Genomic DNA, 13,873 nt, shown 5'->3' on the forward strand with positions numbered 1-13,873 from the left:
CCCGCACGGCACGGCACGTGGCCCCGCCCCGGGCCAGCCGGCCACCTACGGCGCCTCGCTCGCCGCACGGTCCGACACCCCTGCCCGCCCCCGCACCCGTCCCGCACCGGACGAGACGCGCGGCAGCGCCACGCACACCAGCAGCGCCGCCGCCAACAGGCCCGCGCAGACGACCGACGCCACCGCGAACGCCGTCCTCGGCTCGCCCTCCGCCCCGGCCGAACCCCGCAGGTAGATCCCGGAGACCGCGCTGAGGCACACCGCCGCCGCGATCCGCTGGGTCATCTGAAGGATGCCGCCCGCCACCCCCGCCGCGTCGGCGGGGGCGTGCTGGAGGACGCGCGCCTGGTTGGGCGAGACGGTCAGGCCGGACGCGGCCCCCGAGACCACCTGGACCCCCGCCAGCGCCAGAGGCAGCGCGGCGAGCGGCAGCGTCACCGCCGCCACGGCGCCGCCCAGCAGGGCGAGGACGCCCACCGACAGGCCGAGGGTGACGGTACGGGCGCCGATCCGCCGCACCACCCGCCAGGCCACCGCCGACGACACCCCCATCGCGACCGCGGACGGGAGGGTCACGGCCGCCGTGGTGAGCGCCGAGAGGCCGAGCCCGCTCTGCAGGAACAGCGTCAGCACCAGCCCGGCCGCCAGGGACGCGCCGAAGTTCGCCATCGCCACCGACGTGCCCAGCGCGTACGGGGCCGAGCGGATCAGCGAAGGGTGCACCAGGGGCACGCGCCCCCGCCGGACCCGCCACCGCTGGCCCAGCACCAGCGCGCCCGCCGCGACCAGGGCCGCCGCCGCCCACAGCGCGACCGCCCGGCCGCTGTCCGGCGTGCTGATGAACGGCAGCATGAGCGACAGGGTCAGCGCTGCCACGCACACCAGTCCCCACAGGTCGACACGGCCGGGCGCGGCGACCCGCCGGGGCGGGGGCAGCCGCCGGGCCGCCAGCCACAGGGTGAGCACCCCGCACGGCGCGCTCAGCAACAGACACAGCCGCCAGCCCGTCCCCGGACCGCACAGCGTGACCAGCGTTCCGCCGAGCGCCGGGCCCAGCGCCGCCGCGCCCCCGCCGGTGACCGCGTACAGGCCCAGGGCGCGGGCGCGATCCAGGCCGTGGAAGACGTCCTGGAGGGTACCGATCACCTGGGAGTTGACCAGCCCGGCACCGGCTCCCTGCACCAGCCGGGCCACCACCACCGTCGTCGCACGGGTGCCGGTGGCGGCGACCAGGCCGCACAGCACGAACGTCGAGAGGCCGACGAGGAACAGATGTTTGCGGCCGCGTACGTCCCCCAGGCTGCCGCCGGGCACCAGGGCGAGCCCGAAGGCCAGCGAGTAGCCGGAGACGATCCACTGCACGTCCGTGGCGTCGGCGGACAGTGACTGGCGCAGTGCGGGGACGGCGATGTTGAGGACCGACTGGTCCAGCAGGGTCGTCGCCCCGGCCGCCAGACAGACCGTCAGTACCCTCCGGGCCGCGCGATCCTCTCCCGGAAGCATGCCGTCATGCTCACACCGGCCGGACGCTCCTGTCCCCGTCCCGGCCGCCTGTTCGCACGATGGAAACACGCCGTCCGGACCCGCCCGCGAACGGCGGACCCGGTGTGGCCGGGGACACGCCTCCCTCCCCCGAAGGTGACGTGTCCCCGGCGCTTCCCCCGGCGCCGGACTGTGGTCTCACGCGGCCCCGCTCCTCACCAGCACATGACGGCCGTCTCGCCCGAACCCCAGCCGGAGTACAGGCGTACACGCACGAAGTAGCGGCGGTCCCTGACGAACCGGACCCTGATCGTGGCGTTGTGCGCAGCGCCTCCGTCGTCGTGCCCCGCGAGGAAGCGGGGTTCCCCGTCGCGCTCCTCGAAGACCACGACGACGGAGTCGCTCTCGCCGAAGGTCGCGACGGTGTACTCGCGGGTCTCGCGCGGCTCGACGGTGAAGTCGACCTGCTCACCCGGCCGCAGCGACAGCGGCACCGAACGGAACGGCACCAGCGCCGGCGACCGCGCCCCACCGGGCGGCGGATACCAGCCGAGGACGAACTCCTTGTCCATCGGCGACAGTGCGCCTGCCGGATGCACACCCCCGCGGAACTGCTCAGGCTCCAGGATCAGTCCCGCCGAGAAGGGGTACTCCATGACGGACTGCGAGTCCCACACCGACCCGTTCGCCTCGGCCGGATCCAGTTTGCGCAGGACGTTGAAGTAGGTCCTGTCCCGGCTCCAGTGGTTCGGCGGGCCCGCGAGGTCGGCGTACACGGCCTCGTCGTCCCAGTGGAGTCCGGCGAACGGGCTCTGGTGCTCGTGCTGCATGCCGAGCGCGTGTCCGATCTCGTGCAGGGCCGTCGCGCGCTCCCCGGGCGCGGTCAGGTCCCAGCCGAAGTTCATCGTGCGTTCGTTGAGACCGGCCGACAGCGCGTCCCGGCCCACCGCCGACCAGGAGCCGTCACCCGACTGGAACCCGATGCGCAGCTCCGCCTCCGAGCGGTCGGCGACCTCGGCGAAGGTCACCCCGATGCCCAGGTCCCGCCACTCGCGAAAGCAGTCCCGCACGATCTCCCGCTGCTCCTCGGCGCCGACCCACGACACCCAGCGGGTCCCCCCGGAACCCGGCAGGGCGATGACCGACCCGTCGCTGTCACCGTCGAGGAAGCAGTAGTGCAGCACCGTGCCGTTGACCCACATCCGCCGCCCGCTCATCAACGCGCCGAGCCGCTCGACGGCCAGCCCCGGCGCGAAGGCGGGGGCGGACTGCTGGGCGAGCGAGCAGTAACGGGCGGTCATGGGCTCCAGGTTGCCGTGCCGGCCGCCGCCCGGCCTGAGTCGGGGGCTACTCAACTCGCCCTGTATCAGACGTGAGTACGCCGACTCTCCTTGATGTGACGACGTTCGAACCGCAAGCCGGGACCCTGCGACTGCCATGGCCGTTCACGGGCCGGGACGAGGAACTGGAGCTCGTCCGCCGCTCCCTGGCGGGGGGCCGGCCCGGCATGGTGATCAGCGGACCGGCGGGCTGCGGCCGCACCCGGCTGGCCACGGAGGCGCTCCGCGGCGCCGACTGCGCCCGGGTGGCCGGCACCCCCGGGACGCGCGACCTGCCGTTCGCCGCCTTCTCCGCTCTTCTCCCCGAGGGCGTCACCCTGCACAGGGCGGTCCAACTCCTCTCCGGCCGCAGGCTGTTGCTGGTCGACGACGCGCACCTGCTGGACGACGCCTCCGCCGCCCTGCTCCACCAACTGGCCGTCCAGGGCCGCGCCCGCCTGCTGGTCCTCGTCACGGACGGGGCCCGCCCGCCCGGCGCGGTCGCCCGCCTGTGGACCGGCGAACTGCTGCCCCGGCTCGCCCTGGAGCCCCTGCCCCTCGAGGAGAGCGCCCAGCTCATCGGCGCCGGCGCCGGCGGCCTCGTGGAACCCCTCGCCGTCAACCGCCTGCACCGGCTGTGCGCGGGCGACCTGCGCCTCCTGCGCGACCTGCTGGACGCGTTGCGCGAGCAGGGCCTGCTGACCAGGGACACGGACGCCGACGAGTGGACCTGGCGGGGCCGGGTCCCGGTGACCCCGGCGCTGCGCGAGCGCGCCGCCGCCGTGCTCGCCCGCGCCTGCCCCGACGAACGCGAGATCCTCGACCGGCTCGCCTTCGCCGAACCGCTGCCCCAGGTGGCGGACACCCTGGACCTGAGGATCCTCGAACGCCTGGAGGCGGACGGCCTTGTCGACGTCGGCGACGACACGACCGTCCGGCTGGCCCACCCCCTGCACGGACCGGTCCTGCGCGCCGAGGCCGGACGGCTGCGCGCGAGGCGGCTCACCGGCCGACGGTCCACCACGGCCGCCCTCGACGCCGAGGCGGCCGAGCTGACCCGCCGCATGGAGCGGACCGACGTCCGTACGACGTCCACGCCCGTGGGGGAGTGGCTCGTCGCGGAGGGGGAACCGGTCCCGCCGTGGTACGCCGCCGTCCGCGCGCGGTTCTCACGGCTGCGGGGGGAGCTGCGCGAGGCGGCGGCCTGGGCGAGGGAGGGCCTGGCCGCCGCCCCGCAGGACCGCGCCTGCCGCACCGAACTGGCCCTGGCCGCCGTCCAGTCCGGCGAGACGGGCCCCTCCATCGACCTCCTCACGGAGCGTCCCGGCACCGCCGCATGGCCACCGGCCGCCCGCGGAGACCTCGACACGGCCCTGAGAACCCTCGAAGAGCCCGAGCACGGGGCCGAGCCCGAGTGCGGGGCGGAGCCCGTCCTCGCCCGGCCTGATCCGTACATCGCCTACGACGCCGTACGCCTCGGCGTTCCCCGGCGCGCGGTCCGGCTTCTGCCCTCCGACGGTTGTCTCGCCCGGCACGCCCGTGCGCTCGCCCGGGGAGACGGACCCGCGCTGGACCTGGTGGCCGCCGAACTGGAGGAGCGCGGGTTCCTGCTCTTCGCGGCCGAGGCGTACGCACAGGCGGTACGCGTCCACCGGGACGCCGGCGCGGCCCGCACCGCCCGTACGCGTGCCGTCGCCCTCGCCCGGCGCTGCCAGGGCGCCCGTACCCCGGCACTGTCCGGTCTGGTCCTGGGCGAACTCACCGCCCGGCAACGGCAGATCGTGACCCTCGCCGCCGCCGGTCTCAGCAACCGGCAGATCGCCGATCGCCTCACCCTGTCCGTCCGGACCGTCGGCAACCACCTCTACGGCGCCTACACCCGACTCGGCGCCGGCGACCGCGGCGCCCTTCCCTGGTTGGTCGAGCAGCCCGCCTGATCAGGCGGTGCCGCGTCCGGCTCAGGCCGTGACGGTGATCGCGGGCGCCCTTCCCTGGCTGGTCGAGCAGGCCGCCTGATCAGGTTGTGCCCGCGTCCGGCTCATGCCGCGCCGAACGCCGTGAACGCCCACCCCGTCGCCTGGTGCAGCGCGTCGTCCGGCAGCGCGGCACGGGCGTCGCGCAGGGCCTCGCCGAGGGAGAGACCCGCGCTGATGCCCTGGTGCAGGGCCAGCATCAGCGGGACGACCGCCGCGTCGTTGACGGGTGCGCTGCTCGCCACCACACCGGCCGTGCCGAGCGGCAGCAACGCCGTCACCAGGCCCAGGAGTTCGTCCGCCCCGACCGAGGCCAGCCGGGCGGTGTCGCAACTGGAGAGGATGATCCGGTACGGGCTGCGGGCGAGCCGCTCGAAGTCGTGCACGATCAGCGGTCCGTCCGCCATCCGCAGCGACGAGAACATCGGACTGTCGCCGCGGAACACGCCGTGCGCGGCGATGTGCGCCAGCGCCGCCCCGTCCAGCTCCTGGAGCACACGGGACACATGGGCGTCCTCCTGCTCCAGCACGATCGGCCTGCCGTACCGCCCGGCGACCTCCGGCACCTCCGCCCCGCAGGTCGCCAGCCCCGGGCCCCGCACGAGGACCTGCCGCCCGCCCGGGGGCGGTTCGGTCGCCCGTGCGCGCAGCCAGCCGCTGGCCGACGGCGACACGCTGACCACCCGCTCCCGCAGTGACGGCAGCAGCGCCCACGGCACCCGGTGCAGCCGGGCCGGCGGCACCATCACCAAAGGACCCGGGCCCAGGTGCCTCGCCGCTTCACCGAGCAGCAGTTCCTCCAGCTTGCGCCCCGCCGCCTCCACCACCGGCAGCCGGGCCTCCGCGCCGGGGTGGGCCAGCCGCCGCAGCCCGGCCTGTACGTGTTCGGCCTCCCGCTCCGCCTCGGCCAGCAGCCCGCCCGCGAACCGGCGCACCCGGCCGCCCCCGCACAGCAGCACCTGAACCCGGCCGTCCAGTACGGCCAGTTCGACCAGCCGCCCCTCGCCGAGCCGCTCCAGCAGCCGCCCCGCGTCGAACCGGTCCCCGCCGAACCGGTCACCGCCCCAGGGCGAGACCCCGCGGATGTGCAGGGTCCGGGAGCGGATCTCCCGCTCCAGGCGCCGCTGTTCCCGCTCGAGCGTCGGCACCGGCCGGCCGTCCATCCGGGCGGCCTCCGCGCGGGCGGCGATCACCCGGAAGGCGGTCAGTCCGCTCAGCAGCGCCGGGTCGGCCGGCGGCCGGGTGGGCGGCGTCGCCAGCGCCGTGGCCCGCCAGCGCTCGCTCCACACCAGCAACTGCCGTGGCCCGCCCCGCTCCAGACTGACCTCCTGGGCCAGCGCGGCCAGTTCGGCGCCCTGCGCGGTGGCCCGGGCCCGCAGCTCCGAGGCGCCCAGCGTCGTCCGGTGGTCGTCGAGGACGTCGAGCCCGCGGCGGCAGGCCTCCAGTACTCCGCGGCCCGAGCCGGTGGCCCGCGCCCACAGCGCCTGCGCCGCCCAGCCGGTCATCCGTGCCAGCGGCGGCCCGCTGCGCCGGCTGCGGGCCGCGATCCTCAGATACCGTTCGGCGTCCGTGGTCCAGTTCAGACCCAGCGCGATCCGGCCCGCCAGCAGCCAGGCCTCCGGCGCAGCCGGCGCCTGGAAGGCGGCCAGCCGTTCGGCGAGCCTGGCGGCGTCCGCGACCAGCCGCCCCGAGCCGCGCCCGGTGGCCACCCGCGCCTCGATCAGCACCAGCCGGGCGTGCGTCTCCCACCAGGTGCGCCGCTGTCCCGCGAAGAGGCGCTCGGCCACCGCCGCGCGCGCGATCGCCGTCCCCGGGTCCCCCGCCAGCCGCGCCGCCCTCGCGGCCGCCAGCAGCAGCTCCGCCTTGCGGGTGGACTGCCCGCCGATGCCGTCCAGCACCCCGATCGCCGCGTCCGCCTCGGCCAGTGCCTCCGGCGCGAGACCGGCCGCCATCAGCACCTCGCAGCGCCGGATGTTGAGCATGAACGTCGGCGTGCCGAGCTTCGCGTACCGCTCCTCCGCCTCGTCGAGGAGCCGCAGCGCGGCCGGAACGTCCCCGGACCGGAAGGCGGCAAGCCCCCGGCTCTCCACCGCGTCCGCCTTGTCGTGCTCCTGGCCGGTGGTCTCCCACAGCGCCTCGGCCGCCGTGAAGTCCGCCTCGGCCCGCTCCACCGCCCCGAGGGCCAGGTGCACGGTGGCACGCAGGGTGAGGGCGCGCGCCGTCCAGATGACGTCGTCGGCCTGACGCAGCACGGGGATCGTCCGGCGTACGTCCTCCAGAGCCTCACGGTGATGGCCGAGGACCCACAACGAGTAGGCCCGCCGGTACAGCACCCGTGCGCGGGTGTGCCCGCTTCCGCGCTCGACCCCCCGCTCGAAGGCGGCGAGCCCCTGCCGGGTGCGTCCCGCGTGCACGAGCGCCACGCCCAGCGTGCCGAGGACGTCCGCCTCACGCTCGGCCGAGTCCGCGCGCGCCGCGAGATCCCGGGCGCGCCGCAGATGGTCCAGGGCGAGACGCATGTCGCCCCAGTCCCGCTGCCAGATGCCGATCACCTGGTGGGCGACCGAGGCGTGCAACGGCGTCGGATCGGTGTCGAGCACGCCTTCCGCCCGCGACAACGCGTCGCCCGGGGCGGCGAAGACCATCGGCAGCAGTTCGAGAACCGAGTCGTTTCCCGCTGTCACTCCACGGATGGTAGTGCTCGGGCCCGCATGCCACACCGGTTCGGCACCGTATCCACCAGTAACAATTGGACGTCGTGTCAACGGAGTCGGCATCGTGAGGGGGCGTGCGGCCGCAACCGCACCACCCCTATCTGTCGTCGCACCACCTGTATCAGACGGCCGTCCCGCGGGTCTTGCTGTCGACCACCGGCTGTAGGGGAGACACGCCATGGCACCACAGCGATTCCACGAGCAGTTCGACCACCTCCAACGTTCGCTGCCCGACGTCCCGTTGGCGATGGGGCCGGACGACTCCGCGGAGTTCATCTACGAGAAGGGCGTCGTCCTCGCCCGCGACGGGGAGGAGGCCAGGGTCGTCGAGGACGCCGTCCGCTCGCACTTCACCGCGACCGAGGGCCTGGTCCCGGACCATGTGCGCCGGGCCGGCCCGGAGACCAACCGCTCGGGCATCACGCGTATCCGGGTCGGCGACCCCGGGGAGGGCGGCCGCGGCGCGGACCGCACCGTCGCGGGGGCCCTGCGCGCGCTGCGCGAGACGGAGGGCCGCGCGGGGCGCCGCATGGTCAGCCGCAACCACCTCGTGTCGATCGCCGTCAACGCCTGCCCCGGCGACGAACCGGTACCCGCCCCGCGCAGCGCCCGGCCCAACCCCGCCGCGGCACAGGCGGCCGATGTCGCGGAGGGGGAAGCGGGCGCGGACGCCGTCGGCGTGCTCGTCGTCGACACCGGCCTGACCCACGACTACCGCTCCTACCCGCTGCTGGCCCGCACGGAGGGCGACGCCCAGGTCAGGGAGACCGACGAAAACGGGATCCTCCAGCAGTACGTCGGCCACGGCACGTTCATCGCCGGCCTGATCGCGGCCGTCGCGCCGCACACCGACGTCACCGTGCGGGGCACGCTCAACGACGCCGGCGCGATCCTGGAGTCGGAGTTCGGCGAGCGGCTCTTCGACGCCGTGCAGGACGGCTGGCCCGACATCCTCAGCCTCTCCGCGGGCACCTCCAACGGCCGGGTGGACGGCCTGCTCGGCGTGGCCGCCTTCATGGAGGAACTCCGCGCCCAGGGCACCCTGTTGGTCGCGGCCGCCGGTAACAACGGCAGCGCGTCGCCCTTCTGGCCCGCCGCCTACGCCTCGCTTCCCGAGTACGCCGACGCGGTGCTGTCGGTGGGCGCGCTGCGCGGCGACGGCGAGTTCGGCGCCTGTTTCAGCAACCACGGCCCCTGGGTGAGGGTGTACGCCCCCGGCGAGCGCCTCACCAGCGCACTCACCGGCTTCGACACCCCCGTCCCGTACGTCTACCAGCACTCCACCTACGAGGCCTGCCGCTACGGCTTCACCTACTCCTGCACCTGCCGCTCCCCGCGCCACACCGGTGTGTTGAGCGAGGCACAGGCGGTCGCCCCGGGCAAGCCGGACCAGGTGATGTTCGAGGGGCTGGCCTTCTGGAGCGGTACGTCCTTCGCCACCCCCGTGGTGGCCGGGCTCGTCGCCGCCTACATGACCGCGAACGGGGTGACCGACCCCCGCGCCGCCGCCCGTCGGCTCCTCGCCGAGCGTTCAGAGTTCGCGGAGGTGCGGGGCGCGCACGTGCCGGCACTGCTGCCGCCCACCTGGCAGCCGGTCCCGGTCGGTCCGGCGTGAGGGCGGCATGACGTCCGAGTGGGGCCCCGCCACGGCGTACGATGACAGGCCGTACACGAGGGGTGGGGCCGTGGACCGTACTGATGTCGGCGCGCTCGTCCAGTCCGCCGTCGACGGTGACACGGCGGCCTGGAAAGCGCTGGTGGACGGGTTGAGCCCATTGGTGTGGTCGGTCGTGCGCGCGCATCGGCTCTCCGACGCGGACGGCCACGAGGTGTACCAGACCGTGTGGTTCCGCTTCGCCCAGCATCTCGGGCGGATCCGTGAGCCGCACAAGGCCGGTTCGTGGCTCGCGAGCACCGCGCGCAACGAGTGCCTGAAAGTGATCAAGAGCCTGAGGCGGCTCACCCCGACCGACGATCCGCTGCTGCTCGACCGGGCCAGCGACGATCTGACTCCTGAGCAGTCGGTCCTCGACTCGGAGGAGGCGGCCGCGCAGAGCGAGCGGGTGCGCTTCCTCTGGCAGGAGTTCGAGGCGCTCGGCGAGCGCTGCCGGCAACTGCTGCGGGCCCTGATCGCCTCGCCGCCGCCCAGTTACCAGGAGGTGTCGGCCGCCCTGGGCATCGCCGTCGGCAGCATCGGACCGATGCGCCAGCGATGTCTGCGGCGTCTGCGCGCCCGACTCGACGCACGGGGAGCTCTGTGAACGGCATGAACGGAACGAACGGCGTGAACGACGACGAGCCGGACGACTTCTTCGGCGAAGTCCCCTTCGTCGACGAGGAGTTCGACCACGACCGGCTGGAGGAGGAACTCCGCCAGGCCGCCGCCATCCTGGACCCGGTCCCCGCCGAGCTGCGGCGGACCGCCATCGAGGCCTACGCGCTGCACGACCTGGACGCGCGGATCGCCGAGCTGACGTTCGACTCGTTGGTCGACGCCATCCCGGTGCGCGGAGCGGTGGACGTGCCGCGGATGCTGACCTTCCACACGGGCGGGCTGACGGTCGACGTCGAGGTGACCGACGAGGGTCTGATGGGTCAGCTGCTGCCGCCCCAGTCTGCCTCGATCGAGGTTCTGCACGGCCCGCGGGCGGGCGCCTCGCTCATCGCCGACGACCTGGGCCGCTTCGCCTGCGACGCGCCTCTGGGCGGCCCGTTCGCCCTGCGGCTGCGGACCGGCGCGGAGGTCGTCGTGACGGAGTGGCTGCGCGCCTGAGACCCACGGCGACGGACGGGCCCTCCGGCCCCCGGACGACGGCTCACCGCCGCGCGGCGCCCCGGCGGGCCGGAATCGCGGGCCGCGTCCGGCAGCGGATCGGTGGCATGCTCCGGTGTGTCGGTCGGCGGCCGGGGTGTGGCGACCCTGTTCGGCCCGGTGCGGGCGATCACGCCCCCGGCGCCGAGGAGACCTCCGCCGCGCGGGGCAGGCTCGCGCGGGGTTCCGTCGGCCGGGTCGCCTGCCGTCGCCGGGCCCGGGCCGGGTGGCCGGTGCGCGCGAGGGCCGGAGGTCAGCCGGACACGGCGTCCACGAGGGCCGCGAGCGCCGAGGCGAGCCGGGTGAGGCCCGGGCCGGCCGGCCCGCCGGGCTCGGTCATGTACGTGTCCCGCCGGATCTCCACCATCAGGGCGCTCACCCGCGGCTCCTTCCCGTAGTGCTCCAGGGGCACATAGGCCCCGGCGAACGGGCTGTCGAGCCCGGTTTCCCCCACCGCCTCCCCGAACGCCTCCCGCGCGGCGGCGAGCAGCTCGGGCGGGGTGTGGAAGGAGTCGGTGCCGAGGCAGACGGGCGGTCGCGGTCCCACGCCGTGCAGCTCGTAGGGGAGCGGCTCGGTGGGGTAGGAGTGCACATCGACGACCACGGCCCGCCCGACGGCCGCCAGCCGTTCGGCGACGGCGTCGGTCATCGCCTGCGCGTACGGTCGGAAGTAGCGGGCGACGAGCGGTTCGGGATCGGTCTCCCGCGGCCGTAGCACCTCGCGGTGCGTGGTCCGGGTGTACACGGCCCCCATGCCGACCGCCAGCATCTCCTCGCGCTCGTCCGGGAACCGCTCCGGATCGACGACCAGCCGCGACAGCCGGTTCACGAACCGCCAGGGCGTCACTCCCGCCAGTCGCGCCGCCGCCTCGGCGATCTCCGCGGTGTGCGAGTCGGTGATGTGGTCCAGTTCCCGCTCCAACGCCCCGTCGTCCAGCACGATCCCCGCCCGCACCCCGGCCGGTATCTCCCGCGCCGAGTGCGGCACGTGGAGGATCACCGGCGAGTCGGCGGCGCCGGGGAGGAAGGAGAAGGACGGTGCGGCAGGGGTCATGAGGCTGCTCCCGGAGTGTCGGCGAAGGCGTGTGTACGTGGGTGTTGTGCGTGTGCGTGGGTGTCGTGCGTGTGCGCGTGATCAAGATGCCACAGCGGTCCGGACGGGCGACCTGTACGGCCTCCGCCGTCACGCTAGCGACCCGGCGGACACACGGCCGCCCCGGCCGGGAGGGACCCGGCCGGGGCGGAGGTGGCTGTCGCGGTGCGTCAGCTCAGGGACGCCAGGGCCTCGTTCCAGGTGGCCGACGGACGCATGAACGCCGCCGCCTTCGCCGGGTCGGGCTGGTAGTAGCCGCCGATGTCGGCGGGCTTGCCCTGGACGGCGTTCAGCTCGTCGACGATGGTCTGCTCGTTCGCCGCGAGGGTCTCGGCGAGCGGGGCGAAGGCCTTGGCCAGGTCCGCGTCGTCGGTCTGCGCGGCCAGCTCCTGCGCCCAGTACAGGGACAGGTAGAAGTGGCTGCCGCGGTTGTCGATGCCGCCGACGCGACGGGTCGGGGACTTGTCCTCGTTCAGGAAGGTCGCCGTGGCGCGGTCGAGCGTGTCGGCGAGGACCTTGGCGCGGGCGTTGCCCGTGAACTCGGCGTACTGCTCGAAGGAGGGCACGAGCGCGAAGAACTCGCCCAGCGAGTCCCAGCGCAGGTAGTTCTCCTTGACCAGCTGCTGGACGTGCTTCGGCGCGGAGCCGCCGGCGCCCGTCTCGAACAGGCCGCCGCCCGCCATCAGCGGGACGACCGACAGCATCTTGGCGCTGGTGCCCAGCTCCAGGATCGGGAAGAGGTCGGTCAGGTAGTCGCGCAGCACGTTGCCGGTGACGGAGATGGTGTCCTCACCGCGGCGGATGCGCTCCACCGACAGCTTGGTCGCCTCGACCGGGTTGAGGATCCGGATGTCCAGGCCCTCGGTGTCGTGCTCCGGCAGGTACGCGTTGACCTTGGCGATCAGGTTCGCGTCGTGGGCGCGGGTCTCGTCCAGCCAGAACACGGCCGGGTTGCCGGTGGCGCGGGCGCGCGTCACGGCCAGCTTCACCCAGTCCTTGATCGGCGCGTCCTTGGTCTGGCAGGCGCGGAAGATGTCGCCTGCGGAGACCGTCTGCTCGATCACCACGTTGCCGGCCTGGTCGACGAGGCGGACCGTGCCGGTGGTCGGGATCTCGAAGGTCTTGTCGTGGCTGCCGTACTCCTCGGCCTTCTGCGCCATGAGGCCGACGTTCGGGACGGAGCCCATGGTCGACGGGTCGTAGGCGCCGTTGGCACGGCAGTCGTCGAGCACGGCCTGGTAGACGCCGGAGTACGAGGAGTCCGGCAGCACCGCGAGGGTGTCGGCCTCCTGGCCGTCCGGGCCCCACATGTGGCCGGAGGTGCGGATCATGGCCGGCATCGAGGCGTCGACGATCACGTCGGACGGCACGTGCAGGTTGGTGATGCCCTTGTCGGAGTCGACCATCGCCAGGGCCGGGCCCTCGGCGAGCTCGGCGTCGAAGGAGGCCCTGATCTCGGCGCCCTCCGGCAGGGACTCCAGGCCCTTGAAGATGCCGCCCAGACCGTCGTTCGGGGTCAGGCCGGCCGCGGCGAGCGCCTGGCCGTACTGCGCGAAGGTCTTCGGGAAGAAGGCGCGCACCACGTGGCCGAAGATGATCGGGTCGGAGACCTTCATCATCGTGGCCTTGAGGTGCACGGAGAACAGCACACCCTCGGCCTTGGCCCGGGCGATCTGAGCGGTGAGGAACTCGCGCAGCGGCGCGACGTGCAGGACGGAGGCGTCGACGACCTCGCCCTCGAGAACCGGTACCGACTCGCGCAGCACCTTGGTGGAGCCGTCGTCGCCGACGAGTTCGATCCTCAGGGAACCGGCCTCGGAGATCACGACCGACTTCTCGGTGGAGCGGAAGTCGTCCACGCCCATCGTGGCGACGTTGGTCCTGGACTCCGGCGACCAGGCGCCCATGCGGTGCGGGTGGGTCTTCGCGTAGTTCTTGACCGACGCGGGGGCGCGGCGGTCGGAGTTGCCCTCGCGCAGGACCGGGTTCACGGCGGAGCCCTTGACCTTGTCGTAGCGGGCCCGGATCTCCCGCTCCTCGTCGGTCTTCGGGTCGTCCGGGTAGGCCGGCAGCGCGTAGCCCTGCGCCTGGAGCTCGGCGACCGCGGCCTTCAGCTGCGGGATCGACGCCGAGATGTTCGGCAGCTTGATGATGTTGGCCTCGGGCGTCTTGGCCAGCTCACCGAGCTCGCTCAGCGCGTCCGGGATCCGCTGGTCCTCGGTCAGGTACTCCGGGAACACTGCGATGATCCGCCCGGCCAGCGAGATGTCCCGCGTCTGGACGGCGACACCCGCCTGCGAGGCGTACGCCTGGACCACCGGCAGGAAGGAATACGTCGCCAGGGCCGGGGCCTCGTCAGTGTGCGTATAGATGATGGTCGAGTCAGTCACCGGGTGCTCCGCTCCACGTCTGCAACATTGCTCGACATCAAGATATCTCGTGACCGGCGTCGGCTCGACAGGGGTCTCCTCACACCGCGG

General features: G+C 73.8%; 9 protein-coding genes. 4 read left to right on the forward strand and 5 right to left on the reverse strand.

Going from position 1 to position 13,873, the window contains the following annotated elements:
* Positions 1–45 precede the first annotated feature (45 nt).
* Complete coding sequence (locus QF030_RS34815; protein ID WP_307166528.1) at positions 46–1,503, reverse strand: MFS transporter; 1,458 nt, start codon at positions 1,501–1,503, stop codon at positions 46–48.
* Positions 1,504–1,697: 194 nt separating this feature from the next.
* Complete coding sequence (gene absR1 / locus QF030_RS34820) at positions 1,698–2,783, reverse strand: beta-glucuronidase AbsR1 (protein WP_307166529.1); 1,086 nt, start codon at positions 2,781–2,783, stop codon at positions 1,698–1,700.
* A 95-nt stretch (positions 2,784–2,878) separates the two neighbouring features.
* Here absR1 and QF030_RS34825 point away from each other — a divergent pair, with 95 nt between their 5' ends.
* Entirely contained in the window at positions 2,879–4,738 is a 1,860-nt protein-coding gene (locus QF030_RS34825) for a LuxR family transcriptional regulator AbsR2 (RefSeq protein WP_307166530.1), read from the forward strand.
* A 101-nt stretch (positions 4,739–4,839) separates the two neighbouring features.
* On the opposite strand, the gene QF030_RS34830 is transcribed toward QF030_RS34825, so the two are convergent.
* Positions 4,840–7,419, reverse strand: a complete 2,580-nt coding sequence (locus QF030_RS34830) for a CHAT domain-containing protein (RefSeq protein ID WP_307167799.1) — start codon at positions 7,417–7,419, stop codon at positions 4,840–4,842.
* A gap of 247 nt (positions 7,420–7,666) precedes the next feature.
* Between QF030_RS34830 and QF030_RS34835 the strand changes: the two genes are divergently transcribed.
* From QF030_RS34835 to QF030_RS34845, 3 genes are all read left to right on the forward strand, one after another.
* Complete coding sequence (locus QF030_RS34835) at positions 7,667–9,103, forward strand: S8/S53 family peptidase (RefSeq protein WP_307166531.1); 1,437 nt, start codon at positions 7,667–7,669, stop codon at positions 9,101–9,103.
* A 70-nt stretch (positions 9,104–9,173) separates the two neighbouring features.
* Positions 9,174–9,749: an RNA polymerase sigma factor gene (locus tag QF030_RS34840; RefSeq protein WP_307166532.1), complete on the forward strand. Its 576-nt coding sequence runs from the start codon at positions 9,174–9,176 to the stop codon at positions 9,747–9,749.
* Between the two features lie 5 nt (positions 9,750–9,754).
* Complete coding sequence (locus QF030_RS34845; RefSeq protein WP_307166533.1) at positions 9,755–10,261, forward strand: hypothetical protein; 507 nt, start codon at positions 9,755–9,757, stop codon at positions 10,259–10,261.
* A gap of 292 nt (positions 10,262–10,553) precedes the next feature.
* Here the strand turns inward: QF030_RS34845 and QF030_RS34850 are convergent, their stop codons facing one another.
* Positions 10,554–11,354 (reverse strand): N-formylglutamate amidohydrolase, encoded by an 801-nt coding sequence (locus QF030_RS34850; protein ID WP_307166534.1) that lies wholly within the window; start codon positions 11,352–11,354, stop codon positions 10,554–10,556.
* 209 nt (positions 11,355–11,563) lie between these two features.
* Positions 11,564–13,783 carry an NADP-dependent isocitrate dehydrogenase gene (locus QF030_RS34855; protein ID WP_307166535.1) on the reverse strand — a complete coding sequence of 740 codons (2,220 nt, stop codon included), beginning with the start codon at positions 13,781–13,783 and terminating at the stop codon, positions 11,564–11,566.
* Positions 13,784–13,873 lie beyond the last annotated feature (90 nt).

The organism is Streptomyces rishiriensis (assembly GCF_030815485.1).
In the GTDB taxonomy this organism is placed as follows: domain Bacteria; phylum Actinomycetota; class Actinomycetes; order Streptomycetales; family Streptomycetaceae; genus Streptomyces; species Streptomyces rishiriensis_A.